The sequence below is a fragment of the Novacetimonas cocois genome, assembly GCF_003311635.1.
GTDB lineage: Bacteria > Pseudomonadota > Alphaproteobacteria > Acetobacterales > Acetobacteraceae > Novacetimonas > Novacetimonas cocois.
This window is the reverse complement of record NZ_QEXL01000001.1, coordinates 16,081-39,789: the sequence shown is the minus strand read 5'-3', so window position 1 is coordinate 39,789 and position 23,709 is coordinate 16,081. Positions and strand designations below refer to the sequence as shown.

Annotated in this window: 21 protein-coding genes; 9 read left to right on the top strand and 12 right to left on the bottom strand. The window is 64.6% G+C overall.

Going from position 1 to position 23,709, the window contains the following annotated elements:
* Positions 1-42: 42 nt before the first annotated feature.
* The 4 genes from NJLHNGOC_RS00160 to NJLHNGOC_RS00145 all read right to left on the bottom strand — a co-directional run bounded on the left by NJLHNGOC_RS00160 (position 43) and on the right by NJLHNGOC_RS00145 (position 5,046).
* Positions 43-1,386: a c-type cytochrome gene (locus NJLHNGOC_RS00160; protein ID WP_113594585.1), complete on the bottom strand. Its 1,344-nt coding sequence runs from the start codon at positions 1,384-1,386 to the stop codon at positions 43-45.
* The gene (locus NJLHNGOC_RS00155; RefSeq protein ID WP_113594584.1) at positions 1,383-3,167 is read right to left on the bottom strand and encodes a GMC family oxidoreductase; all 1,785 of its coding nucleotides are present in this window, start codon (positions 3,165-3,167) and stop codon (positions 1,383-1,385) included. The genes NJLHNGOC_RS00160 and NJLHNGOC_RS00155 overlap by 4 nt, the downstream gene beginning before the upstream one ends.
* A 1-nt stretch (position 3,168) precedes the next feature.
* Positions 3,169-3,864 carry a gluconate 2-dehydrogenase subunit 3 family protein gene (locus NJLHNGOC_RS00150; RefSeq protein ID WP_239021238.1) on the bottom strand — a complete coding sequence of 232 codons (696 nt, stop codon included), beginning with the start codon at positions 3,862-3,864 and terminating at the stop codon, positions 3,169-3,171.
* A 234-nt stretch (positions 3,865-4,098) separates the two neighbouring features.
* Positions 4,099-5,046 carry a hypothetical protein gene (locus NJLHNGOC_RS00145; protein WP_113594583.1) on the bottom strand — a complete coding sequence of 316 codons (948 nt, stop codon included), beginning with the start codon at positions 5,044-5,046 and terminating at the stop codon, positions 4,099-4,101.
* A 499-nt stretch (positions 5,047-5,545) separates the two neighbouring features.
* Between NJLHNGOC_RS00145 and cbiB the strand changes: the two genes are divergently transcribed.
* The gene (cbiB, locus tag NJLHNGOC_RS00140; RefSeq protein ID WP_113594582.1) at positions 5,546-6,574 is read left to right on the top strand and encodes an adenosylcobinamide-phosphate synthase CbiB; all 1,029 of its coding nucleotides are present in this window, start codon (positions 5,546-5,548) and stop codon (positions 6,572-6,574) included.
* On the opposite strand, the gene NJLHNGOC_RS00135 is transcribed toward cbiB, so the two are convergent.
* Entirely contained in the window at positions 6,561-8,027 is a 1,467-nt protein-coding gene (locus tag NJLHNGOC_RS00135) for a cobyric acid synthase (protein WP_113594581.1), read from the bottom strand. The genes cbiB and NJLHNGOC_RS00135 overlap by 14 nt on opposite strands.
* Before the next feature lie 163 nt (positions 8,028-8,190).
* A complete protein-coding gene (gene cobU, locus NJLHNGOC_RS00130; protein ID WP_113594580.1) occupies positions 8,191-8,733 on the bottom strand; it encodes a bifunctional adenosylcobinamide kinase/adenosylcobinamide-phosphate guanylyltransferase in 543 nt (180 codons plus the stop codon).
* 53 nt (positions 8,734-8,786) lie between these two features.
* Between cobU and cobT the strand changes: the two genes are divergently transcribed.
* Together cobT and cobS are read left to right on the top strand one after the other, a co-directional pair.
* Complete coding sequence (gene cobT / locus NJLHNGOC_RS00125) at positions 8,787-9,845, top strand: nicotinate-nucleotide--dimethylbenzimidazole phosphoribosyltransferase (RefSeq protein ID WP_113594579.1); 1,059 nt, start codon at positions 8,787-8,789, stop codon at positions 9,843-9,845.
* Positions 9,842-10,609 (top strand): adenosylcobinamide-GDP ribazoletransferase, encoded by a 768-nt coding sequence (gene cobS, locus NJLHNGOC_RS00120; protein ID WP_113594578.1) that lies wholly within the window; start codon positions 9,842-9,844, stop codon positions 10,607-10,609. Before cobT ends, cobS begins: the two co-directional genes overlap by 4 nt.
* A 9-nt stretch (positions 10,610-10,618) precedes the next feature.
* Here cobS and NJLHNGOC_RS00115 read toward each other — a convergent pair whose 3' ends face one another.
* On the bottom strand, positions 10,619-11,191 hold the full coding sequence (locus NJLHNGOC_RS00115; protein WP_113594577.1) for a histidine phosphatase family protein: 573 nt from the start codon (positions 11,189-11,191) through the stop codon (positions 10,619-10,621).
* A 336-nt stretch (positions 11,192-11,527) separates the two neighbouring features.
* Here NJLHNGOC_RS00115 and NJLHNGOC_RS00110 point away from each other — a divergent pair, with 336 nt between their 5' ends.
* Both NJLHNGOC_RS00110 and NJLHNGOC_RS00105 read left to right on the top strand, forming a co-directional pair.
* Positions 11,528-12,823, top strand: coding sequence for a restriction endonuclease (locus NJLHNGOC_RS00110; protein ID WP_133258650.1), 1,296 nt, complete (start codon positions 11,528-11,530; stop codon positions 12,821-12,823).
* A gap of 156 nt (positions 12,824-12,979) precedes the next feature.
* Positions 12,980-13,276, top strand: a complete 297-nt coding sequence (locus tag NJLHNGOC_RS00105; RefSeq protein WP_113594575.1) for a putative quinol monooxygenase — start codon at positions 12,980-12,982, stop codon at positions 13,274-13,276.
* 20 nt (positions 13,277-13,296) lie between these two features.
* Here NJLHNGOC_RS00105 and NJLHNGOC_RS00100 read toward each other — a convergent pair whose 3' ends face one another.
* Positions 13,297-14,340 carry a hypothetical protein gene (locus NJLHNGOC_RS00100; RefSeq protein WP_239021237.1) on the bottom strand — a complete coding sequence of 348 codons (1,044 nt, stop codon included), beginning with the start codon at positions 14,338-14,340 and terminating at the stop codon, positions 13,297-13,299.
* On the opposite strand from NJLHNGOC_RS00100, the gene NJLHNGOC_RS00095 reads away from it, so the two are divergent.
* From NJLHNGOC_RS00095 to NJLHNGOC_RS00085, 3 genes are all read left to right on the top strand, one after another.
* Positions 14,339-15,133, top strand: coding sequence for a GntR family transcriptional regulator (locus NJLHNGOC_RS00095; protein WP_165837808.1), 795 nt, complete (start codon positions 14,339-14,341; stop codon positions 15,131-15,133). The genes NJLHNGOC_RS00100 and NJLHNGOC_RS00095 overlap by 2 nt on opposite strands.
* Positions 15,130-16,536: an amino acid permease gene (locus tag NJLHNGOC_RS00090; RefSeq protein ID WP_113594573.1), complete on the top strand. Its 1,407-nt coding sequence runs from the start codon at positions 15,130-15,132 to the stop codon at positions 16,534-16,536. The genes NJLHNGOC_RS00095 and NJLHNGOC_RS00090 overlap by 4 nt, the downstream gene beginning before the upstream one ends.
* Positions 16,537-16,948: 412 nt before the next feature.
* Complete coding sequence (locus NJLHNGOC_RS00085; protein WP_113594778.1) at positions 16,949-17,923, top strand: hypothetical protein; 975 nt, start codon at positions 16,949-16,951, stop codon at positions 17,921-17,923.
* Between the two features lie 190 nt (positions 17,924-18,113).
* On the opposite strand, the gene NJLHNGOC_RS00080 is transcribed toward NJLHNGOC_RS00085, so the two are convergent.
* The 4 genes from NJLHNGOC_RS00080 to NJLHNGOC_RS00065 form a co-directional block, all read right to left on the bottom strand.
* Positions 18,114-19,127 carry an asparaginase gene (locus NJLHNGOC_RS00080; RefSeq protein WP_113594572.1) on the bottom strand — a complete coding sequence of 338 codons (1,014 nt, stop codon included), beginning with the start codon at positions 19,125-19,127 and terminating at the stop codon, positions 18,114-18,116.
* 39 nt (positions 19,128-19,166) lie between these two features.
* Positions 19,167-20,255, bottom strand: coding sequence for an anhydro-N-acetylmuramic acid kinase (locus NJLHNGOC_RS00075; protein ID WP_113594777.1), 1,089 nt, complete (start codon positions 20,253-20,255; stop codon positions 19,167-19,169).
* Positions 20,256-20,569: 314 nt separating this feature from the next.
* Positions 20,570-21,835: an acyl-CoA dehydrogenase family protein gene (locus tag NJLHNGOC_RS00070; protein WP_113594571.1), complete on the bottom strand. Its 1,266-nt coding sequence runs from the start codon at positions 21,833-21,835 to the stop codon at positions 20,570-20,572.
* A gap of 47 nt (positions 21,836-21,882) precedes the next feature.
* On the bottom strand, positions 21,883-22,980 hold the full coding sequence (locus NJLHNGOC_RS00065) for an MFS transporter (RefSeq protein ID WP_239021236.1): 1,098 nt from the start codon (positions 22,978-22,980) through the stop codon (positions 21,883-21,885).
* On the opposite strand from NJLHNGOC_RS00065, the gene NJLHNGOC_RS16215 reads away from it, so the two are divergent.
* On the top strand, positions 22,979-23,476 hold the full coding sequence (locus NJLHNGOC_RS16215) for a hypothetical protein (RefSeq protein WP_239021235.1): 498 nt from the start codon (positions 22,979-22,981) through the stop codon (positions 23,474-23,476). The genes NJLHNGOC_RS00065 and NJLHNGOC_RS16215 overlap by 2 nt on opposite strands.
* Positions 23,477-23,709 lie beyond the last annotated feature (233 nt).

Here is a 23,709-nt window from a genome sequence, read left to right as displayed (position 1 = left end):
AACCACCCCGTGGCCGCCAGATCGCCCGCCATTCCTTCACATTCAGTTCAGGGGCTGACGCGCGGAAGACGTCGCGTCCTCCTGCCCCTGCGTGGCTTCCTGTATCGAACGTCGCACCGCCGCCACGTCCGACGCGCTGACGGGTTGCGCCGCGTTGCCCCATGACTGCCGGATGAAGCTCACCACATCGGCCACCGTCCGGTCGTCCATCCGCGCGGCAAAGCCGGGCATGACGAAGGAAGACGGCGCCTGATGGGTGGCGTGCAGCACGCTGCCGGTCAGCACGATGCGGATCAGCGACGTGGCGGAGGCATCCATGACCACCGGATTGCCCGCAAGCGGGGGAAAGGTCGTAGGATATCCATGCCCGTCGGTGCGGTGACAGGCGGCACAGCTGTCGACATAGGCCCGCGCGCCACGCGCCGACAGGTCCCCCGCATGCAGGGCGCGGCCGGTTACCGCGTCATACTGCCACGTCGCCTGCTCCGCCCGCGCGGGGGGCAGGGATTTCAGGTAATGAGCGATCGCACGCAGGTCCTCTTCCGTCATGTGCTGCGTCCCGTGCCTGATGGCGTCGGTCATGCCGCCAAACGCTGCCGCATGCGTCACGCGCCCGGTGCGCAGGAAGGTGACGATGTCATCCTCGCTCCACCGGCCCAGCCCGACGCGTGCCTCCCCCCGCAGGCTGACGGGGTTCCAGCCGTCAACCGTGCCGCCACCCGACAGGAACAGCGGCCCGTCCGCCGCCGTCAGGGCCTTTTCCTGCATCGCGATGCCACGCGGCGTATGGCACGCCCCGCAATGGCCCGGCCCTTCCACCAGGTATGCCCCGCGCGCCAGCTGCGGATCGGCAAAAGCGCGCCGGACCTGCTGACCTGCCTGGTCCTCCGACGGGACGAACATCATCCGCCATGCCACCAGCGGCCAGCGCATCGAAAGCGGCCATACGATGTCATTGGGCGCGACCGGTGTTGCGACGGGGGTAACGCCTTTCATGAAATAGACATACAGCGCATGGACATCCGCATCCGTCATGCGCGCATAGGACGGATAGGGCATGGCGGGATACAGCGTCGCCCCGTCGCGCCGTATGCCCTGACGCACCGCGCGGGCGAATTCCGCCTCGCTATAGCTGCCGATGCCTGCCTTCGGGTCGGGTGTTATGTTGGTGGAACGGATCGTGCCCATTGGCAGGTGGAACGCCAGCCCCCCGGAAAAAGGCGCATGCCCCGGCAGGGTATGGCACGCGCCGCAATCGGCGGCACGGGCGACATATTCCCCCGCCGCGATTTCCGCCCGTTCATCGCGCGCCGGTTCGGCGGATGCCGCGTGCAGCCCCCATCCGGCAAACCCGGCAAGCAGGCCGATGACGTGCCGCCCCCTCACAGGGACACCAGCGGGCCGGGATTTTTCAGATAGGTCTGGCGGATATGATATGCCGACCAGTAGGCAAGGGCCGCGACCATTCCGGTCGGGTTATATCCCGTCCCCTGGGGAAAGGCGTTCGCGCCAATGACGAAGACGTTCGGCACGTCCCATGACTGCAGATACCGGTTCAGCGCGCTGGTGGTGGGATCGGTGCCCATTACCGCGCCCCCGCCAAGATGGGTTGTCTGGTATTTTCGCGTATCGAACGGCACGCCGAATTCCCGCTTTGTCAGCTGCACCTGCCGCGCGTCCATGGCACGCGCGACCTCCCCGATGCGATCGACGACGTAACGGTTCATCCGGATATCGTTGTCTTTCCAGTCAAACGTCATGCGCAGGAGCGGCAGGCCATAGGCGTCCTTCCATGTCGGGTCGAGATCGAGGAAGACATCGCGATAGGCCATGTTTGCCCCATGCGCGTCGATCCGCAGGGAATGGCGATAGGTATCGACCATCCCCTTTTTCCACGCGCTGCCCCAGCGCGGCGTGCCGGGCGGGCCACCCGCCTGCGCGGCGGCAATGGCCTTGACCCCCGCCTGGTTCACCCAGACCGGTGATCCCCCGACAAAGCCCAGCGGCCCATGATCGAAATTTTCGCTGTTGAAATCGTCAAAGGCGACGCCGCCGCCACCTGTCCCGACGAACTGTTCGGTCTCGATATTTTTGTTAAGCCAGACAAAGCTGGTCGTGACGTTCTGATAGACGAAGTTCCGTCCCACGACCCCTTCGTTCGCGACAGGATCATAAGGTTTGCCAATGCCCGACAGCAGCATCAGCCGGACATTGTGGAACTGGAACGCGCTGATGATCACCAGTTCGGCGGGCTGCGTCCAGGTCCGTCCGTCCCGGTCAACATATGTCACGCCGGTGGCGCGGGTTTTCGTGCTGTCCATTTCGACGCGCAGCACATGGGCATGCGTGCGCAGTTCAAACAGCGGGTCACGCCGCAGGACCGGCAGGATGTTCACGTTCGGCGATGCCTTGGAATACATGTAACAGGCATAACCGCTGCAATATCCACAGAAATTGCATGGCCCCATCTGCGCGCCATAGGGATTGGTGTACTGGGCCGACGCATTGGCCGCAGGCAGGGAATAGGGATGGAATCCCGCCTCGGTCGCGGCCTTGCGAAACAGGTGCGCGGTATAGACATCCTTGAGCGCGGGCAGCGGGAACGGCTGCGAACGTGACGGGGAAAAGACATTTCCCTTTCCCACGACCTGACCGTTGATCATGTAAGGTTCGCCCGACGTGCCGAACACCTTTTCCGCGCGATCGAAAAACGGTTCGAGTTCGTCATAGGTGACGCCGTAATCCTGAAGGTTCATGCCTTCGGGAATAAAGGATTTTCCATATCGTTCGATCACCTTCGAACGCAGGATCAGGTCATCGGGGGGCATGCGGAAATGCACGCCGGACCAGTGCAGTCCCGCGCCGCCCACGCCCTCGCCCGGCAGGAACGCGGCCATGCGCCGGTACGGCAGGGCGCGCTGGTGCATATTGTTCCTGATTGTAACGGTATTTTTCGAAAGATCCTGGAACAGGCGGTAACGATAGTTGCCCTCCAGTTCGTCAATGGAACCGGGATAGGCCCCCTCGACGGCGGTGCTGCGGTCGGGACCGCGTTCCAGCATGACAACTTTCTGTCCCGCCTCGGTCATTTCCTTGGCCATGATCGAACCGGCCCAGCCGCCACCGATGACGACAACATCAACAGGTTTCAGTCGCGTTGCATCCATGTCAGGCGGTTTCCCCGGAAATTGAAACACTGCCCAGCGGGTATGTCACCCCGTACTGATCCACCCAGTCCATGAAGTCGGCCCGTGCGCCGGGAAAGCCGATCATGGTCCACGATTTCAGCCCGACATTGCCGCCATGCACCGGATCGGCAAACGCACCTTCCATTGTATTGGACAGCAACTGTTCGAAAAACATATCCGACGGAATATCGTCAAACGCCATTTCCCCCTTTTCCATCATCGTCAGGATTTCATCCTGACGCGCGGCGGGCAGGCCGGCAAAATCCGATCCTTCGTGATGCAGACACCATGCATTGGCACCGGCGATCCCCCGGCGATAGAGTTCGCACGGCGCATGAGGCAACTGGTATCCAAGGTTTGCCGGCCCCTCGACAAACGGTTCATGCATGTACCACAGCTGTCCCCGGCCATAGGGCGTATCCATCTGCAGGTCGATGAAACGCGGCACGCCAAGCGCGACCGCATCAGGCCCCAGCGCATCGCCGGGAATCAGGCGCGCGCACGCCGCGTTCAGGAATTTCCATTCGGCATCATTGAAAAACACGGGCGTATGGGGCGGGGCCGATGGCGCCGCGTGCCCGCGCACCACGACGCCGGGCGTCGCGACAAGGGCCGAGGCACCCGCCATTACCTGCATGAATGTGCGACGGGAGGGGACGGCATGCGATCTGTTCATCGGGATGTCATGTCTCCATCATTACAATGCATAATGGCATCACCCGGACGGTGGCATGACTGCCGCCTGCCCGGATGCGGCCCGGTGGATGATTTTACCATCCTGAACCACCTGTCCCGAAAATGAAACGACCCGCCACGAAGGCGGGTCGCATCAATGGACGGGCCTGGACGACGCGCGGGCTTTCCCTGACGGGATCGCGCGCCACCAAATACGCCCCGGCATGGGGCCGTATTACTTGTCCTTGCGCTGCGCGGCCAGACGGTCCAGACGCGCCTGCTTGCGCAGGGCACGCGCTTCACGCCACGCTTCCACGGCGGAACGCTTAACTTTCGGCGCACGCTCGGCGGCCTTGGCGGGAGCGGCCTTTTTCGGTGCCGTCCGGGGCGGAGCCGCCCTGGACTTTGCTGGCTTACGCGCCGGGGCATCGGCCCTGTTCACTTCTTCGGCAACTGCCTTCTTGCGGCGCGCGGTCGCGCGGACACGCACGGGGGCGGGGGATACTTCCTCCACCACCTTCTCCGCCACGGGCTTTCTGGCGCGCGCCACGCGCTTGCGCGCCGGGGTTTCGACGACCTCTTCAACAACAACGGCTTCGACCGGGGCCTTGGCCTTGCGGGTACGACGTGCCGGGGCCTTGGCCCTGACGGCTTCCTTCACCGGCTCGGGCACTGCGGCGGCGGCGCTGCGTTTACGGGTCTTCCTGACGGGGGCGGCAACAGGTTCTTCAACCGGTTCCGGCGCCACGGCCGCCGCGCGACGGCGGCGCGTCTTCACCGGGGCTGATGCTTCCGCCACCGGGGCCGGGGCTGCGGCCGCGCGCTTGCGGCGCGTGGTGGTTTTCTTTTCCACGGGCGGTTTCGCAACAGGTTCCGCAACCGCGGCAGCCTTGCGACGTCCCCTGCGCGCCGGGACGGGGACGACTTCCACCACCTCTTCGATCAGTTCGACCTGAACCGGATCGACCTTCACAGGGGTTTCGGATTTCTTCGCGCGCGTCACGCGTTTTTTCGAAGCCGTGGCTTTCTTTGCCACTTTTTCCACGGGCGCCTCAGCCTCTTCCACGGCTGGCGCGCGCTTGCGCGATGCCGTGGTGCGACGGGCGGTGCCGCCGGCCGATGCCCTGGCGGTTTCCGCCGTGCGCCGTCCCTTGCGAACGGTTGCCTTTTTGTTGTCTGCCATACACTCCACCCTTAAATAAATGTATGTATCCCATCACCAACCCGGCGCATGACATCGCAATCGGCACTGCCCGCGCCGTTCCCGACCGGATGCAGGCAGACCGCCCGACGATGACTTCCATCGCTGACTACCTGCTGTTGGGCTGACATTACAAAACACGCAACTGGGACGTTATGGATATACCACGATATTCCTTCATTTCGACGCGAAACCTGACAATGTCAAGCGAATGTCGAATAAATTGGCGGTTTTTCTTAATATCAACCGTAACGATCCTGCCTACGGACGCATGATATGACATCCGCGCCAAACGGTGCGGTATCGTTGAATTTAAATATATCCCGTTATCATTACTTCAATTTTCAGAACATGAATTTCCACATCCATCCATGAATGCCGCATGACGGCCACACGCTGGCGTCAGACATGCCATGTGTACAGGTGGGGAGTATTCATCCCCTGCCTTGACCCAATGGCGTCGGCGCAATATTGCGCGCCCATGAACATCCTGCCTTTCCTTGCCCGCAACGTGGCGATCACCTGCATTGCCGCCGCGTGTGACGCCATTGCGGGTTATCCGCAATGGCTGGTCCGCCGGATCGGCCATCCGGTGATGTGGACGGGACGGCTGACGGATGCTCTGGACCGGCGGATGAACCGCGACATGGATTGCGATCGTTCAAGATTCAGAAACGGTTTTTTCGCAATATCCATCATCGCGACGGTTCCGTGCGGCAGTGTGATACTGCTGCAGGCCGCAGCGTCACGCCGCCTTCCGCCGCCACTCATGCTCCTTGCCGGCGGCATCGGGGCCAGCGCGCTCAGCGCGCAACGCTCGTTATGGGAACATGTCCGGGCGGTCAGCATTGCCGCGCGGGACGGACTGCCACAGGCACGCGCCGCGGTTTCGCACATCGTCGGACGCGATCCGACGCAGCTTGACGAAGCCGGGGTGATGCGCGCGGCGATAGAAACCCTGGCGGAGAATTTTTCGGACGGCGTTGTCGCCCCCCTGCTGTGGATGGTCATCGGGGGACCGGCGGGGGCCGCATTTTACAAATCGGTCAATACGGCCGACAGCATGATCGGCCATCGCACCCCGCGCCATGACCGTTTCGGCTATGCCGCGGCGCGTCTGGATGACCTCGTCAACCTGCCTGCCTCCCGCCTGTCCGCGCTATGGATCATCCTTGCGGCCATGACGATGCCGGGCATGGACGCGCGCGGGGCCTGGCGCATCGTGCGGCGCGATGCGCGGCGCCACCGCTCCCCCAACGCGGGATGGCCGGAGGCCGCGATGGCGGGCGCGCTGGGGGTGCGGCTGTCGGGGCCGCGTTCCTATCATGGGGTGGTATCGCATGAACCATGGGTGGGCGATGGCAGCGCCCGCGTGACGCCGCGCGACCTTGAACGCGCGCTTGCCCTCTATCGCCGCGCCTGCGTGGTGCAGGGCGTGGTCCTGATCACGCTGGCCCTCATGACACGACGCGCGTGGCGCAAAGGCCGAAAGCCCGTCATGCGGGGGTGACGGGTCGCGCCAGTTCCAGCAGGGCATCGATATCGACATGGCGTTCCAGATGATCCGCCAGCCTGTCGAGTGCCTCTTCCACCGTGCCGTCATGGTCACGGCCGTCCGATCCCGCGCCCAGCCGCGCCAGCAGGCACCGCCGCGCCGCGCCATCGGCCAGCAGCCCGTGCACATATGTCCCCCACACGCGCCCCGAACGCGTCATCGCGCCATCGGCATGGGTATGCAGGTCGATCATGGGCCGCAGTACGTGATCCGGCCCGTCGGTCACGCCCATATGCATCTCGTATCCCCGCACCCGCGCGCCTTCGGGCAGCAGTTTCCCCGAAACGTTTTCCAGCCGCTTTTCCCCTGACAGGACCGTTTCAACATCCAGCAGCCCAAGCCCGGCAACCCGGCCGGGTGTTCCTTCCACCCCGTGCGGATCGGCCACAGACCGTCCCAGCATCTGGTAACCGCCACAGATCCCCAGCATATGCCCCCCGCGCCGGACATGGGCGTGCAGGTCGATGTCCCATCCCTCCCGCCGCAGGCTGTCCAGATCGGCAAGTGTTGCCTTCGACCCCGGCAGGATCACAAGGTCGCACGGGGGCAGCGGCTGCCCGCGCGCCACGATCGTCAGGGCGATGTCCGCTTCGGCACGCAGGGGGTCGAGGTCATCGAAGTTCGCGATCATGGGCAGCCACGGCACCGCCACATGCACACTGCCATGTCCCCCGCGCCCCGCACGCAGGTCGGCCGCGTCCTCCGCCGGCAGGTCGCGCACCCGTTCCAGAAACGGCACCAGCCCCAGCGGCCGCCAGCCGGTATGGTCCGCGATCGCCGTCATGCCCGCGGCGAACAGGGACGGATCCCCCCGCATGCGGTTGACGATGAAACCGTGTATCCGCGCGGCATCCTGCGCCGGCAGCACCGCGCGCGTGCCGACAAGGCTTGCGATCACCCCGCCCCGGTCGATATCGCCGATCATGACGACATCCACGTCCGCCGCCTGCGCGAAGCCCATGTTCGCGATATCGTTATCCCGCAGGTTGACCTCCGACGCGGAGCCCGCCCCTTCGACAAGCACGAGATCACATTCACCGGCCAGCCTGCCAAAGGAAGACAGCACCACCGGCATCAGGTCGCGCCGGAAGGATGTGAAATCGCGGGAATGGACCTGCCGTCGCACCTGCCCGCGCACCACAAGCTGCGATCCCGTCATGCCCTGCGGTTTCAGCAGGACGGGATTCATGTCCACGCAGGGTGCCACGCCACAGGCACGCGCCTGCAATGCCTGGGCGCGTCCGATTTCACCCCCGTCGGGGGTAACGGCGGCATTGTTGGACATGTTCTGCGGCTTGAACGGACGCACGCGCAGGCCCCGGCGCACACAGGCCCGCGCAAGGCCCGCGACCAGAACCGATTTCCCGACGCTCGACCCCGTGCCCTGCAGCATCAGCGCGCGCGCCATCAGGCTCCCTCCCCCGTCCGCGCCATTACGCCATCGCGGAAATGATGTCCGGCCGGCGTCATTCCCGGCATGCGGCCACCGCCTCTTCCCGTCACGGCGCGCGCCTGCCTTCCACCATGGCGGCGCATCCTTTCACGATGATGGCGGGGTTTGGGGAAACGGGTCATTTCATCTCCATCGGCAGGCCAGCCACCATGAACACCACGCGCCCCGCCTCCCGCGCAATGGCCTGATGCAGCAGTCCCGCCTCGTCACGGAAACGACGCGCCAGCGCATTGTCGGGCACGATGCCAAGTCCCACCTCGTTCCCCACCAGCACGGTGGGGCCGCCCCTGCGACGCAGCGCCGCCAGCACCCCCCCGGTCGCGGCCGCGACATCATATCCGCCAAGCAGGAGGTTCGTCAGCCACAGCGTCAGGCAGTCCACCAGCACCGGCCACGCGCCCGCGCCGTCAAGGACGGACGCGATATCCACCGGCTCCTCCACCGTGTGCCAGCCCGGCGGACGGGTGGCGCGGTGATGGGCCACCCGCTCGCGCATTTCCGCGTCATGGATGCGCGCGGTCGCGACATAGGTCCACGGCGCGGGCCATTTTCCGACAACCCGTTCCGCGAAACTGCTTTTTCCTGAACGCGCGCCCCCCAGAACCAGCACGGTCCCGGCCATGCCGACCGCCGCGCCCGCCGCTTCAGCCAAAGCCTGCATTTGACCCCTCCCCCATCTTGCATCGCGCGGCATAAGACCACACAAATGCGGTCATGCCATCCCGTGTATCCCGCGCTGCCACCGCAGCATCCCTTCCGCAGCGCCTGACCTCGATGGCGCAGCTGCGTGCCGCATGCATCGACCTGCCACCCGCCGACAGCAGCGTCGATGCCCCCATCGCGGAGCGCGAGCGCACGCTGACCAAGCCCGCCGGCAGCCTTGGACGGCTGGAACGCCTGACCGCGTGGCTGGGACGGTGGCAGGGCCGCACAAGCCCGCGGCTGGATCACGTGCGCATCATCGTCTTTGCGGGCAATCATGGCGTCGTGGCGCGCGGGGTTTCGCCCTGGCCCGCCAGCGTCACGGCACGGATGGTGGAGAATTTCAACGCGGGTGGCGCGGCGATCAACCAGATTGCAAGGGTCGGCGGCGCGGAACTGCGGGTCGTGCCGCTGATGGATCTGCGCCCCACCACCGATTTCACCCGCGCCCCCGCCATGACGGAAACGGCGTTCCTTGACGCCGTCACGACGGGGATGGAATCCGTGGAGGAAGATACCGACCTGCTGTGCCTTGGCGAAATGGGGATCGGCAACACGACGGCGGCCTCCGCCATTGCGGCGGGGCTTCTGGGCGGGCACGGGGCGCAGTGGGCGGGACGCGGCACCGGGCTGGACAAGGCCGGGGTGGTGCACAAGGGCAGCGTGATCGACCAGGCGCTGGCCCTGCATGAAAGCATGCTGGACGATCCCCTGCTGGTCGCGCAGGCGATGGGCGGCCATGAACTGGCGGCGATCATGGGCGCGGTCCTTGCCGCGCGGTGGCGCGGCATCCCGGTCGTGCTGGACGGTTTTGTCTGCACCGCCGCTGCCGCCCCCCTTGCGCGCATGCACCGTCAGGGGCTGGACCATACCGTGCTGTCGCACTGTTCCGCCGAAAGCGGCCATGCGGTGCTGGCCCGTGCACTGGGCCTGTCGCCGCTGCTGGATTTCGGCCTGCGCCTGGGCGAGGCCTCGGGCGCGGCGCTGGTCATTCCCCTGCTGCGCAGCGCCGTTGCCTGCCATAACGGCATGGCGACCTTTGATCAGACACGGATCAGCAGCCGTTCATGACCCGCCTGCTGGCATGCCTGCGCGCGGACATCGTCTGCGGGGTGGGGCTGCTGACGCGGATGCCGGTGGGATGGCTGGCGCGTGACGGCCTGCCCTATGACATGACGCGCTGCGTATGGACGTGGCCCGTCGTGGGGGCCTTCTGCGGCATGGCGGGCGCGATGGTGTTCGTGGGGCTGATGCGGTTGGGCATCCCGCCCCTGCCGTGTGCCGTGGCAGGTGTTGCGGGGCAGATCCTGCTGACGGGCGGCCTGCACGAAGACGGGCTGGCGGACATGGCGGACGGGTTTGGCGGCGGTGCGACCCGCGCGCGCAAGCTGGAGATCATGCGCGACAGCCGCATCGGCAGTTACGGCATGATGGCGCTGGCGCTGGTACTCATGGCCCGCGTCGGGGCGATTGGCGGGATTTCCCCCGCACTGGCGCTGCTGCTGCTGCCGGTCACGGGCGCGCTGGCACGCACGGCGATGGCGGTCATGCTCGCCCGCCTGCCCCCGGCCCGTACGGATGGGCTTGCCAGCCGCATGGCACATGTTCCGGCAGGGGCGCTGCTGGCATGCCTGCTGCTTGTGGCAGTACTGTCATGGTGGCTGCTGGGCGTGTGGCGCGCGGCGGGCGCGGTGGTTGTCACGGCGATGGTCGCGGGCACAATGATCCGCCTGGCCCGGCGGCAGATCGGCGGACAGACGGGCGATGTGCTGGGCGCGTGCGCGTGCCTTGCGGAATGTGCGCTCCTGATGACGGTTCCCGCCTTTTCCTTCTGAAGGCGGGGATCAGCCGTTGCGACCGGCATGCGCCAGCCGGGGCTGCATGACGTGGACGGAACCCATGGGTGGCGCATCATCCCCCGGCAACGCGGCCACGCCGCCACGCGCCAGCGCGCGCAGCAGGCGCAGCGGGCCGCCATGCGTCACGACCGCGCAGGGACGGCGCTGTTGCATGACATCATCCCAGAATTCCGCCACGCGGGCCCGCAGGGCGCGGGCATTTTCGCCATCGGGGAAGGTATATCCCTCGACATCGCGCGCCCATGCGTCCAGCGCGGTGCGCGGCACGTCGCGCCACAGCATGCCCTCCCACCTGCCGAAATCGAGTTCGTGAAGGCGCCCGTCAATCCGGATTTCCAGCCCCAGCGCCGTCGCGATGCGTTGCGCCACCACGCGACAGCGCGTGGCGGGAGAGGAAAATATGACCTCGCACCCGATACCGCGCATGACGGCCTTCATCCCGTCGGCCACCTGTTCCCACCCGGCCTCCAGCATCATGTCGGCGCGTCCGTAACAGCGTCCCAGCGCGTCGCGGACGGCGGGATGCCGCGCAAGCGCCACCAGAAATTGATTGTCCATGCGCCCCTGTCCCGATAACGCCCCCAGAAAACGGCCCCAAGTTCCGACAGGAACGCCCGCCGCGCCATACCGGCGGGCATGGGGCAGATATCCGGTGGACACATGCCCGCGCGCGAATATCCCCCATAACGCCGGATGGCGGGCGGGCGGCGTTGCGCACTCGCTTAAATGTTATATGCGCGACAGGTGGCGCGCGCCCTGACAAACGGGCCTTACGGCTGCTTTACAGATATCGATATCTTCTGCATATCTGCGTTGTTTTCATACAAATCGCCGAAAATCATCTATATGCTGCCTATCGTCCCACGTGATGGGTGGGACAAGACGGAGAAAAACATGCGGGTATGGGCATACGCCTGTCTGCTTCTGTGCCTGCCTGTCCATGCTCAGGCCGGCAGCATTTACAAGGTGAAGCACCCCAGCGTGGCGTGCGGCGACGATGCTGCCCTCAAGAGCCTGAATGACCGCACCAATCCGCACCAGAACGATCCGCGATGGCGACACACCATCATGGCGCAGGGCCAGTGCTATGCCGTGACGCCGGACATGCGATGGGAAAAGATCGCAAACCGAAACGGCCTCCCCCTCCTGCGCCACAGCCCGCCCGTGCCGGGCATGCCGCCGCTATATTTCATGACGGCCGACATTGCCGATCTGAGCCCACCGCCCGCCAGCAGGACGGCCGACGCGCCTGCCACCCCGCCACGAACCACACCGGACGCCGCGGCAGGCGCGGACGACGACAGGACCGGCACAGACACGCCCGCCGAATCTCCTGCCCCCGCGCCCGACGCGCAGGAGCAGCAGGGCCCCGTCATCATCGCCCGCACCGATCCGCCAGCGCCCACGGACCTGTTCTTCATGACAGGTGGTTTTCAGAAAGTGGGATCAATGCTGCTCTCCGCGTTGCTGATAATGGGGGCGGGATGGATCTTGGTAGTTCTTTATCGTGCGATCATGGCATTCGTGGGGCGACGTGCAGCCCTGCGACAGGCACGAACAGTTGTCGAGCGCAATGCCGGGCTGCTGATCCAGCGCCGCCTTCACGCGCATGAGGGACAGGCCGCCCATGGACAGTCCCCGGACCGGCAGTGGCAGCGCGAGGTCAGCCGTTTCTGCCGCACCACCGTGATCCCCGCGCTGGCGCACGAACAGCGGGAGCATTACTGGACGGACATCGAAAAGAAGGTTCTGGCCAGCATCGACGCCGTATCAAGCCGGCCGCCACCGCCGCGCCCCGACCTGCGCCTGATCACGACAGCCGAGCCGTATCGACCGGGCATGACCTGCGTCCAGTATGTCGCGTACTGCATGGAACTGCTGGAAAAAGCAGGGTGGAACGCCCGCCTGCCGGGAAATGTCGAACATGCGGGCACGCTCATCTCCGCCAGCAAGGACGGCCTGTCGATGGTCGTGCAGTGCTGGACCGAGCGCAGGCCCGTGGAAGAGGCGATCATCCACCAGTGCGTGGCGGCAAAGGCCAGCCTGTCGGCGCGCATCGCTGTCGTGGTCTCCGCGGCACCCTATACCCAGCAGGCCATACAGGCGGGGAAAAGCAGCCGCGTCTTTGTCCTGCACCATGAAGAGCTTCAGAAATTCGCCTCCCAGGTGGAAGCGCCGCAGGTCGCCTGATCCCTGCCCGCCCGCTCCCCTGCATGCCGGGGCCTGATGGCTTCCACGGCTCAGCCGGTAACATTGACTTTACCACCATCCGGGCCATAGGCACGAAAGGGCCCGCCGCTTCCGCGGGGTCGGCCCCCTGTCCCGATATTGTGTGGAGCGTTCTTCATGAGCAAGGAAATCACCGTCGTCGCCATCGTGGAGGCCAGGCCCGGATGCGAGGCGCAGGTCGAAGCCGCGATTGCCGCCTGCGTCCCGCCATCCCGCGCGGAAAGCACCAATTTTTCCTATGTCGCGCATCGCGACGGCGCCAATCCCGCGCGGTTCGTGTTCGTCGAACGCTGGGCCAGCCGCGAGGCCCTGGCGGAACATGAAAAGACGCCGCATTTCCAGGCCATGGCCAGAAGCTTCGCCACGCTGCTGGCAAAGCCGCTGGAGGTCATGATCCTCGACCCGATCGACTGATCCTGCGCCGGCCTGCAGCCTCAGTTCCTGGCCTGCGTGGCGGCCAGCGCGTTGAAGCACAGGGATATCCCCTTCGCCTGCTCCGGCTGCGCGTCCCAGAATGTCGTGTCACTGGCACGCTTCTGCCCCGTGATGCGCGCGGCGCAGTAATCAAAGACCGCGCGGCTGTCACGCAGGCCAAGGCAATGCAGGATATTGGAAAAACTGACATCGTCCCCCTGCGCATGGGTGGCGCGCGCCGTCACGTACGAACCGCAGCGTTTCAGCGCGTCGGGCGACGCCTTGAGCTGGAGGATCTGGCGGTAGGCATCCTCCTCGCGCTGGATGCAGACCTGTTCCCCCGGGACGCCGGCCGGATGGGTCAGCCTGCAATGGGCCTCCACCTCCCCGCGCACATATCCCCCTTCGTCGGAGGAATGGGCCCAGTTCGTATCCGTCGTGCGGCGATAGACCAGCACCGCAGCACGCCGCGCCGGGTCCACAAGGGCAAAGTCCAGCGGACGTGACCCGCAGTACAAGGTCATGTGGTACGTATCGGACTGATCCCGTGGCGCCGTGGTGTCAAAGACGAGATAGAGCGGATGCAGCGGCGCGGGGCAGAGTGGCCGCCCCGACGGCATGGGCGGGTTTTCCTCATCCAGAACGCGATAGACCAGCCCGTCCTCCAGATCCGTGTTCACAAGCTGGGTGTCCATCCTGCTGCCATTAGTGAAATCCAGCGACGTTTCCGACACCCGGACATCCCCCGTCATGCGCGCCGTGCGGGCATCGGTCGCGCGCAGCACGAAATAATGGGGCGCGTCGGCCGCCAGTTCACTGGCGTCGAAACGCTCGTCCTCCGCCCGGGCCGCGCCCAGCATCCCCGCAAGGACCAGAATCATACAGAACAGTCCGCGCAACACTACCGCACCCCATAAACCGCGCCATCGCGCATCGTGCCGTGATGACGCGGCCCCCGCGGGACGGCGTCGCACATGCCCTGCCTCGATACCGTACAGCATCATGGGGCACAATTTGTTGTCGTCCCCCCGCGTCGCGGCCTGTCGGGCGCTCTTGTCAGACATGACGATGTCTGACAAGTTCAACCGCAACCCGGAACAACACGACAGGGCAATGAACGAAGTTTTTCCCGTGTATATCGAACGCGTTACGCTGCGCGCGGTCATGGCGCACCTTCTTGTGCCGGGAACCTGCCTGAGCGAGGGGCGGCTGGCCGATGCCTTCGGGGCGTCCCGCGCCACGGTGCGCGAGGCGCTGGTCCGGCTGGAGGGACGCGGACTGGTGCGCGTGGTCGCGAAACGCGGCTGGTTCATCCCCGAACAGGGCCGCGGGGAAATCCGCGCCACGTGCGAGGCACGGCGGATCATCCAGATCGGCATCCTGCGCCTGACGGTTCCCCTGCCCCCCGACAGGGCGGCAGCCGGGCTGCGCCACCTTGCCCGGCAGCGCGCCGCGATGGAGGATGGCGACATCAGCCACCTGTCCTTCCTGCTGGCGGATTTTCACGTTTGGCTCGCCCGGCTGCTGGACAACCCGATCCTGACGGAAAACATGCGTTCGCTCATGGCCCGCAGCAGCCTCGCGCTGCCCCGGCCAACGCTGCATGACGCGCGGATCATTCATGGGGAATACCATGCCCTTGTGCATGCGATGACGGCGGGGGACCTGCCGCGCGCGCAAAAGCTGCTGCTGACGCGTATCGAAAGCGCGCAGGCACCGGCCGCGTCCCCCCACGCACCGTCCAGCCCCCCCGACCTGAAGACAGCACTTGCCCCTGTCCTTCGCCGTATCAAGCGGGAAAAGGCCCATTCGTCGCCTGCCCCCAACCCATATCGACAACCGGAAACAAGAGTATGAAGCAACTGGACCCCACCTCCGAAGATAACGTGCATATCCTGCCGGAAGCGGAAGACGAGGGATATCACAAGGGCCTGGGGAAACGTCAGATCCAGATGATCGCGATCGGCGGGGCGATCGGCACGGGCCTGTTCCTGGGCGCGGGATCGCGCCTGCAGTCGGCGGGACCATCCCTTGCGATCGTGTACCTGGTGTGCGGGGTTTTCTCATTCCTGATCCTGCGTGCCCTGGGCGAACTGGTGATGTATCGCCCCACCTGCGGAAGCTTCGTTTCCTATACGCGTGAATTCCTGGGCGAGAAGGCATCCTATGCCGCCGGGTGGCTGTCGTTCATGAACTGGGCCATGACGGGTATCGTCGATATTACCGCCGTGGCGCTGTACATGCATTTCTGGGGCACGTTCGAACATGTGCCGCAATGGGTGTTCGCCCTTGCCGCGCTGGGAATTGTCACCAGCATGAACATGATTGGCGTCAAATGGTTCGGGGAGATGGAATTCTGGTTCTCCCTCATCAAGGTCGTGGCGCTTGGGCTTTTCCTTGTCGTCGGGGCCGTCGTACTGGGGCTGCGCACGCCGGTGGGGGGACACAGCACCGGATTTCACCTCATTTCCGAAAATGGCGGCCTGTTTCCCCACGGCCTGCTGCCCGCGCTGATCCTGACGCAGGGCGTGGTCTTTGCCTATTCCGGGATCGAGCTTATCGGCACGGCGGCGGGCGAGTGCGAGGACGTGCGCACCTTCCTGCCACGCAGCATCAACAGCGTGATCTGGCGCATCGGCCTGTTCTATGTCGGTTCCGTCATCCTGCTGGTCTGCCTGCTGCCATGGACGGCGTATCATGCGGGGGTCAGCCCGTTCGTCACGTTCTTTCAGGCGCTGGGCATTCCGGGCATCGACACGGTCATGAACATCGTCGTCCTGACGGCCGCGCTGTCCAGCCTGAATTCGGGGCTTTATTCAACGGGCCGCGTCCTGCGCGCCATGTCGCTGGGCGGGACGGCGCCGCGTTTCCTGTCCTATATGAACAGCAACTCCGTCCCCGCCGCGGGGATCGGGCTGACGGTTGCGATCTACCTGCTTGGCGTCGTGCTGAATTACATCGTGCCCAGCCAGGTCTTTGAAATCGTCCTCAATTTCGCCTCTGTCGGCATCATCAGCACATGGGCCTTCATCCTGCTGAGCCAGATCAAGATGCGACAGGCCATCAAACGGGGCGAGATCGCGCCCACGGGCTTTCCCATGCCTGGCGCGCCCTTTACGTCATGGCTGTCGCTTGGCTTTTTGATGTGCGTGCTGCTGCTGATGCTGTGCGATTATCCCGCCGGCACCTGCACGATTGCCGTCATCCCGCTGATCTGGGGCGTCCTGGCGCTGGGCTGGCGGATGATACGCCGCTCGTAACGCTGCGCCCCTGCCGGTCACGACGGGGGAAATAGCTGCCATACATTTTGAAGGTATTGTTCCGGCGGCTGTTTTCCCCTTTTTTGGTCCCGGCAGGGCAGGCCACCGTGCGTGGCCCGGCCATGCCGCCCCGTGACAGGGAGTGTCCGGGGCGACGGAGCTGAACATGTCGCGGATGCCGGGAACCATCATGATGCCGTAAAATGGAACGGGACCACGCGGCCCGAACTGTCACCATCATGAATCCCACGAACACGCCCGCCATGTTTATGCATGGATCCTGCGCGTGCCCGGCGAAACCGAGTCCCGCACGTTGCCTGCACACACAACCGACGGCCTTTTCCTTCCTTCCGAACGCCGTCGCCCCACCCGTGAAAAATACCGCCCCCGCCTCACGTCATGGCTGGCGGTCATGGGCTGCCTGCTGCTGCATGTCCCTGCCGCCCACGGGGAAAATACCGGCAACAGCAGCGAAGGCGGGTCGCAGGCCCTCTCCCGCACTTATGAGCAGTGGTATACCGGCTCCCTCGTCTCCCCTTCCGGCGCGCTGACCAAAAAGGGCGTATTCGCGTTCGAGCCCTATTTCGCCTACAGCACGCCCACCGGCTACCTCGACAGTGGCGGGCGGGACGGCCCCCTTCATTCGGGGATACGGGACATTTCGAACTTCACCCTGTACAAATACGCGATCACCAACGCCATCAGCATCCAGACCACCCCGACCATCAGCTATGGCTGGCGCAGGCATGGCGACACCACCAGTGGCGCGAAATTCGGGGACCTGCCCGTGGATGTCATGTGGCGTTACCTGAATGCGGATCCCACCCGCTATATCCCGGCGCTGAGCATCTTTGCCGGGATCGCCTTTCCCACCGGGGATTATACCAAGCTGGGCCGGACGGAAGACGGGATCGGAACCGGCGCCTATACGTTCCGCCTCGCCCTGACGGAACAGTCCACCTATACCCTGCCGGGTCATCATGCGCTGCGCCTGCGGATATGGGGCACGTTCCGCCGCGCCCTGACAACGGCGCACATCGCCAATACCAGCAGTTACGGCACGACACAGGGATTTCACGGAACGGCGCGCCCCGGCATGTACGGGGAAAGCGGCTTTTCACTGGAATATGGCATCAGCCAGAAATGGGTCCTTGCCCTCGACCTTGCGCGGGACTGGGCCGATGGGGCCAGCATCCACGGCCATGACGCGCGGGGCAGGCTGATCCATACAGTGGGCGAAGGATCGGGCGACTGGATGATCGCGCCTGCCATCGAATATAACTGGTCCCCGCGTTTTGGCGTCATCGCGGGCGTCACCGCGATTTTCGCCGGACACGACACGGCGCGCGTCCTGTCGCCGCAGTTCGCCTTCAACAGCGTTTTCTGAGAGGCTGTTTGAAACAGCCTGCCGATAATAAATGACAGGAGTTTTTGGGTGCCCCCTTTTATCCAAAAAGGCGGCGTCCTTTCGAAGCTTTTTACAAAAAGCTTTACCAAAAACTTTTATGATTTCAGGGGATTGTCAGGGGCGCGCTGTTCAAACAGTGCCTGAAGTCACCGGAAATACCGTGCCCACATCAGGAGATATCGAACATCTCCGCAATCCGTTCCATCGTCATGTCCATCGCCAGGCACAATGTCAGCAGGATACGCGCCTGACGCGGGCGCAGCCGGCCCGCAGCCACGATCCCGCGCTGACGCAGGTCCTGTCGCGGGATCGTCGCCCCGCATGATCCCTGGCTCGACATGACCACCGCCACGTCCTGTGCCCGCACGGCGTCCAGCGCGTCATTTTCCCCCGGCGCGCACATCCCGGGCAGCATGCTGGCGACCACGATGCCGCGCGCGCCTGCCGCATGGAACGCCGCGATCGCCGCCCCGTCCCCCCCGGAATAGCTGTAGCAGATGTCCACGCGCGGCCAGCCGTGGGCGATGCGCCCAAGGACGGCGCTGTCGATATGCCGGCGGCCCAGGGGCTGGCGGGCGAAATGGACCTCATCCCCCTCGATCACGCCCAGCGGCCCGAAATCGGGGGAGCGGAACGTATCAAGCCGGTAGGTCGCGGCCTTGGTCACACTGGCGGCGGCGTGGACCTCGTTATCCGCGACGACCAGTACGCCCTTGCCACGCGCCTGCGGGCAGGCCGCCACCAGCAGCGCGGCATGCAGGTTGGCCGGTCCGTCCGCGCTGATCGCGCTGGCGGGGCGTTGGGCGCCGACAAGCACGACCGGGCGATCCGCGCGCAGCACGAGGTCAAGGAAGAACGCCCCTTCCTCCAGCGTCGTGGTGCCATGTGTCACCACGATGCCCGCCATGTCCGGGTTTTCCGCCAGCAGGTCGCGGATACGACACGCAAGGGCAGCCCATTGCGACATGTCCAGATGGCTGCTGTCCTTTTGTGAAAATGTAATCTCACGCACCCGGAAACGCGCGCGCACGACAGCAGGCAGCGCCGACAGCAGGTCCGATGAATCCAGATCCTGTCCTATTTCGGCATAATCCACCGTGTCACACGGGTTGTCGGAATAACGCGCGATCGTCCCGCCCGTGGAAATGACCGTCACGAAAGGCAGGGAAGCAGCATCAGACATGAAATGGCACGATCCGTTATGGAAAATACGGGCGTTTCTTTAGACCGCGCCAGCAGCGCCGACAATACGCCCACCCGTCAGCGGATGGCTGACCCCGGTGGTTTCTGGCGCGGAAATCGGCAGGCCCAGCAGGGAACGCACGGCCAGGAAGCCAAAACACTCCGCCTCCAGCGCATCCCCGTCCCATCCCAGTTCCGCGACGGACGCCACGATGCCGGGCAGGTGCTGGCGCAGGCCCTGCATGATGGCCGGATTATGGGCCCCGCCGCCACAGACATACCATGCGCGCGGCACCTGTGGCAGCGGCGTGCCGGCGATGGCCGCCACGGTAAATGCCGCAAGCGTCGCGGCCCCGTCCCGTGCCGACAGGCGGGAGACCATCGCCAATGCGCGGTGAAAGGACTGCCGGTCGAGGGACTTTGGCGCGGGCCTGTGAAAGAACGGATCGGACAGCAGATCGCGCAGTATCGCCTGATCCACCTGCCCCGCGCGGGCCAGTCGTCCGTCAATATCGCACGGGTGCCCGGTATGGATACGCGCCCAGTCATCCAGCAGCGCATTGCCCGGCCCGGTGTCGCAGGCATGGACGCGCCCGTCCGTATCCAGCAGCGTCACGTTCGCCACGCCACCGATATTGACGATGGCAACCGGCCGTTCCTCCGCCCCCAGCAGGGCGGCGTGATAGAACGGGACCAGCGGCGCCCCCTCGCCCCCCGCCGCGACATCGGCGCTGCGGAAATCATGGACGACGGGAATTCCCGTCTCGCGCCACAGCAGGGCCGCGTCCCCGATCTGCCATGTCCGCTGCGCCTGCGGCTGATGCAGGATCGTCTGTCCATGGAAACCGATGACATCGACATGTGGAAATCCCGCCTTCTGCCGCAATGCCTGCACGGCTTCGCCATGCCGGAGGGTCAGTTCACGTTCCATCGCCTTTACCTGTGGCGCGTCAGGCGACAGTGCCGGCGCCCGGTCCAGCAGGTCGCGCAGCCCCGCGCGCAGTTCCGGTGCATAGGGAAGCGAGAGCGAGGGACCACGTTTTCCAACCCTGTGGCCGTCCGTTTCGACCAATGCCGCATCGACGCCGTCAAGTGACGTGCCGCTCATCAATCCTATTGCACGCAGCATCTTTTCATCCCCTGCCCTTCCGGTCCGCATGCGACATTGATGCACCACCCGTCATGATGAAAGCATGGCCCATATGTGGACAGTTCGGCATTCCCGAAAGGATTTTTCCAGCCCCCCTGCAGCACGCACAACAGAGGCAAGACAATCGAAGCGACGACACCATTGGAAAATCGTAAAGATTTTTGGTGAAGCTTTTTGCAAAAAGCTTCGAAAGAACGTCACCTTTTAAAAAAGGCGACACCCAAAACTTTTATTACTTTCCCGTCAGCATGTTATCTTTGCTCAGCATTAAGGCACGACCGTCACAATGGCGGTTACTGGTAAGGCCCCGGTTCCGGCGTCCAGCCCGTCAGGAGATGACGTCCGATTTCTGCATTTTTCCAGTCCACCGGATCATGCAGCGACAATGTGCGCGCATCGCGCCAGTACCGGTCAAGGCCATATTGCAGGTCGGTCCCGCGCGCGCCCGTGGCCGCAAGGATGTCGGATGTCGCCCGCAGCGCCGCCCCCGTCGCGGCCGAACGCGCGGCGCTGACGGGAATGGCGACCGCGCCGCGCGCGATGCCGCCACGTTCATGCAGGTCCAGCAGGTCCCCGCATTGCCGGACCGCGCAATAGGCCACCGACAGGTCCGCCCCGATTTCGCCAATGCGGCGACGGACATACGGATCATCCGTCGCGCGTTCGACCTGCGCCGCCCCCCATGGACGGCTGTGCCGGGCCACGAAATCACATCCGGCGCGCAGGGCCCCAATGCCCGTTCCAATCAGGATCGCGCTGAAACCCGCCTGATAACGCAATGACGTATGCACCGGCAGCACGCTTTGCGGGGCAATGGCGTTCCATTCAGCCCCGACGCGCACATCGTCAAGGATGACGGTGCCGGAATCCGTCGCCCGCTGTCCTATCCTGTTCCAGTCCCGCAGGATGCGCAGGCCCGGCGTCGCGCGTGGCACAAGGTCAAGACGCAGCCCCGCACGCACGTCATCATGATCCCGCGCCGCCAGCGGGTCGAAGGACGTGATGGCGATCAGGTCCGCCCCTGCCGCCCCGGTGGCGTAGATCTTGCGCCCGCGCAATACCCACTGACCATCCGGCCGGGCGACGGCCAGCGTCTGCATGAAACTGTCCGCCGTGGGGCCATTTTCGGCAACCGCCATGCCGATGATCGCATGGTCGGAACGGATACGCTCCGCCAGGCGATGACACAGCGCGGGCGTAGCATAGGAAAAAATCTCGCGCACCAGATCATCATGCACCTTGTAGATCTGGGCCACGGCGGGATCGGCCATGGCGATGCGCACCATGACCTCCAGCGACAGGGCCTGTCCCGCCCCCATGCCGCCATAGGCCCGCGGGACGGCCAGCATCAGCAGCCCCGACTGTTTCAGCAGCGATATCGCATGGGTCGGGTAACGGCCGGTCCTGTCATTATCGGCGGCATGCGGCGCGATGGTGGTGTCGAGTATTTCCTGCAGGCGTAACAGCAGCGGCGCATCCGCGCGCGACAGAACACAGGGCGGAAACAGGTCGCCCAGCAATGGCGGCAGCATCACCCCGTCGGGAAGAAAGGACGTCATGACCCAAGGTTACAGGCAGGCGTCATGACGGTTCAATACCCCCGCCCCTAGCCACCGGCCCTGCGTCGGGCGGACGCGCGCTCCTCGCTCAGGGAAAGCATCCATATCGTGAACCCGCCCATCGCAAGCGCGCAGCCGACCCAGCCGACGGATCCCCAGCCCCAGCCCGCGGAAATCGCCAGACCGCCCAGCCATGGGCCGATGGCGTTGGCAAGGTTGAAGGCACTCTGGTTCATTGCAGCGGCAAGGGCCTGCGCATTGACCGCGACGCTGAGCAGGCGTGACTGGATGACGGTCCCCAGCCCCCCGCCACACCCGATCATGAACACGATGGGCATCATGCCCCAGACGCTGTGGATGGACCCCGGAAAGCCCGCCAGCGCCGCCGCGTTCACCAGCAGGGTGCCCCCGATGGTCGGCATCATCTTGCGGTCGGCGGCCCATGCGCAGGCCATCGTGCCCACCGTCATGCCCACGCCAAAAACCGCCAGCATGACCGGGATCATGACCGGCTTCGCATGCGTCACCTCCTGCATGATGGAGGCAAGATAGGTATAGACGCAGAAAATGCCGCCAAAGCCGATGACCCCGATCCCCAGCGTCAGCCATACCTGACGGCTGCGCATGGCGCGCAGTTCGGTCAGGGCATCGGCATTGGGACGCGCGGGATCGGCCGGCACGAACAGGATCACCAGCAGCATGGTGCAGAACGCCATCGCGGCAATCAGCACGAACGCCCAGCGCCACCCCACCAGCAGACCCAGCCCGTTGGCCATCGGCACGCCCGCGATGGTCGCGATCGTCAGGCCCAGCACGACACGGGCGACGGCCTGCGTGCGCTGCCGTTCAGGAACCAGCGAGGCCGCCACGATTCCCGCCGTCCCGAAATAGGCCCCGTGGGGCAGGCCGCTGATGAAGCGGAACAGCAGCAGCCATGAAAAGGACGGCGCGACAGAGGTCAGCGCGCTGCCCAGCACATACAGCGCGGTCATGCCGATCAGCATCAGCTTGCGGCTGGCCTTTGCCCCGATCAGGGCGATCAGCGGCGCGCCCACGCATACGCCCACGGCATAGGCGACAATCGCATGCCCCGCCTGCGGCACACTGACATTCATGTCGTGGGAGATCATGGGCACCAGGCTCATGGCCGCAAATTCGGCCGTGCCGATGGCAAACCCGCCCATCGCCAGAATGAAAAAGATCCATGCAGGATGTATGGATGCACGTCCGGAATCGGACGCCCCCGTCACCCGGGCAGTCAGTGTTTCGGTCATGTATCTGCTCTGTATGGAAAGAAATATAGTACCGGACCAGTCCGCCGGTCGTCTTTTATCGCCGATACACCCACACCCCATGCAGGACAAGCCCCATCCCGGAAAGGATGAAGACCCGGCCGGCCCTGCGCTTTTCCTGTCACCCGGCCAAGACGGCCATCGCCCGTCATCCGTGATCGGGGCATGGGGCCGTTTCCTGCCGGATGTCCGCCGGACATCATCCGCGCATCCTTTGCAATGGAAGGGGAAACATGGCGGCCGGACCTTCCGGCACGAAGGTCATCCGGCAGGCGATCCCGGTTTCGCAACAGATTATAATTTTGTTATTTGCGATAATATTTTTTTAAGTATCGCCATCCCCATATGATAGGGCAGCCTGTGCGGCAGTCATGGCCGCAGGAAACACACGCGCCTTTTATCCCGTGGCAGGACGCATTCAGGGCATAAGGACATATAATCGTTTTATGGTTTTCTGTTATCAGATATTAAAATAATATTATTAGACCGAATGGTATGGATGATTTTCCATTATTCGCATCGCGTAATATATGTCAGACACCCCCAAGCAAAGAGAACAGGGCGAGGCAGAAATGGATTTCA

Coding starts and splice junctions, on each gene's coding strand:
- NJLHNGOC_RS00155 (WP_113594584.1), bottom strand. CDS start 3,167: ATGGATGCAACGCGACTGAAACCTGTTGATGTTGTCGTCATCGGTGGC.
- NJLHNGOC_RS00150 (WP_239021238.1), bottom strand. CDS start 3,864: ATGAACAGATCGCATGCCGTCCCCTCCCGTCGCACATTCATGCAGGTA.
- NJLHNGOC_RS00145 (WP_113594583.1), bottom strand. CDS start 5,046: ATGGCAGACAACAAAAAGGCAACCGTTCGCAAGGGACGGCGCACGGCG.
- cbiB (WP_113594582.1), top strand. CDS start 5,546: ATGAACATCCTGCCTTTCCTTGCCCGCAACGTGGCGATCACCTGCATT.
- NJLHNGOC_RS00135 (WP_113594581.1), bottom strand. CDS start 8,027: ATGGCGCGCGCGCTGATGCTGCAGGGCACGGGGTCGAGCGTCGGGAAA.
- cobU (WP_113594580.1), bottom strand. CDS start 8,733: ATGCAGGCTTTGGCTGAAGCGGCGGGCGCGGCGGTCGGCATGGCCGGG.
- cobT (WP_113594579.1), top strand. CDS start 8,787: ATGCCATCCCGTGTATCCCGCGCTGCCACCGCAGCATCCCTTCCGCAG.
- cobS (WP_113594578.1), top strand. CDS start 9,842: ATGACCCGCCTGCTGGCATGCCTGCGCGCGGACATCGTCTGCGGGGTG.
- NJLHNGOC_RS00115 (WP_113594577.1), bottom strand. CDS start 11,191: ATGGACAATCAATTTCTGGTGGCGCTTGCGCGGCATCCCGCCGTCCGC.
- NJLHNGOC_RS00110 (WP_133258650.1), top strand. CDS start 11,528: ATGCGGGTATGGGCATACGCCTGTCTGCTTCTGTGCCTGCCTGTCCAT.
- NJLHNGOC_RS00105 (WP_113594575.1), top strand. CDS start 12,980: ATGAGCAAGGAAATCACCGTCGTCGCCATCGTGGAGGCCAGGCCCGGA.
- NJLHNGOC_RS00095 (WP_165837808.1), top strand. CDS start 14,339: ATGACGATGTCTGACAAGTTCAACCGCAACCCGGAACAACACGACAGG.
- NJLHNGOC_RS00100 (WP_239021237.1), bottom strand. CDS start 14,340: ATGTCTGACAAGAGCGCCCGACAGGCCGCGACGCGGGGGGACGACAAC.
- NJLHNGOC_RS00090 (WP_113594573.1), top strand. CDS start 15,130: ATGAAGCAACTGGACCCCACCTCCGAAGATAACGTGCATATCCTGCCG.
- NJLHNGOC_RS00085 (WP_113594778.1), top strand. CDS start 16,949: ATGGGCTGCCTGCTGCTGCATGTCCCTGCCGCCCACGGGGAAAATACC.
- NJLHNGOC_RS00080 (WP_113594572.1), bottom strand. CDS start 19,127: ATGTCTGATGCTGCTTCCCTGCCTTTCGTGACGGTCATTTCCACGGGC.
- NJLHNGOC_RS00075 (WP_113594777.1), bottom strand. CDS start 20,255: ATGCTGCGTGCAATAGGATTGATGAGCGGCACGTCACTTGACGGCGTC.
- NJLHNGOC_RS00070 (WP_113594571.1), bottom strand. CDS start 21,835: ATGACGTCCTTTCTTCCCGACGGGGTGATGCTGCCGCCATTGCTGGGC.
- NJLHNGOC_RS16215 (WP_239021235.1), top strand. CDS start 22,979: ATGGCCGCAAATTCGGCCGTGCCGATGGCAAACCCGCCCATCGCCAGA.
- NJLHNGOC_RS00065 (WP_239021236.1), bottom strand. CDS start 22,980: ATGAGCCTGGTGCCCATGATCTCCCACGACATGAATGTCAGTGTGCCG.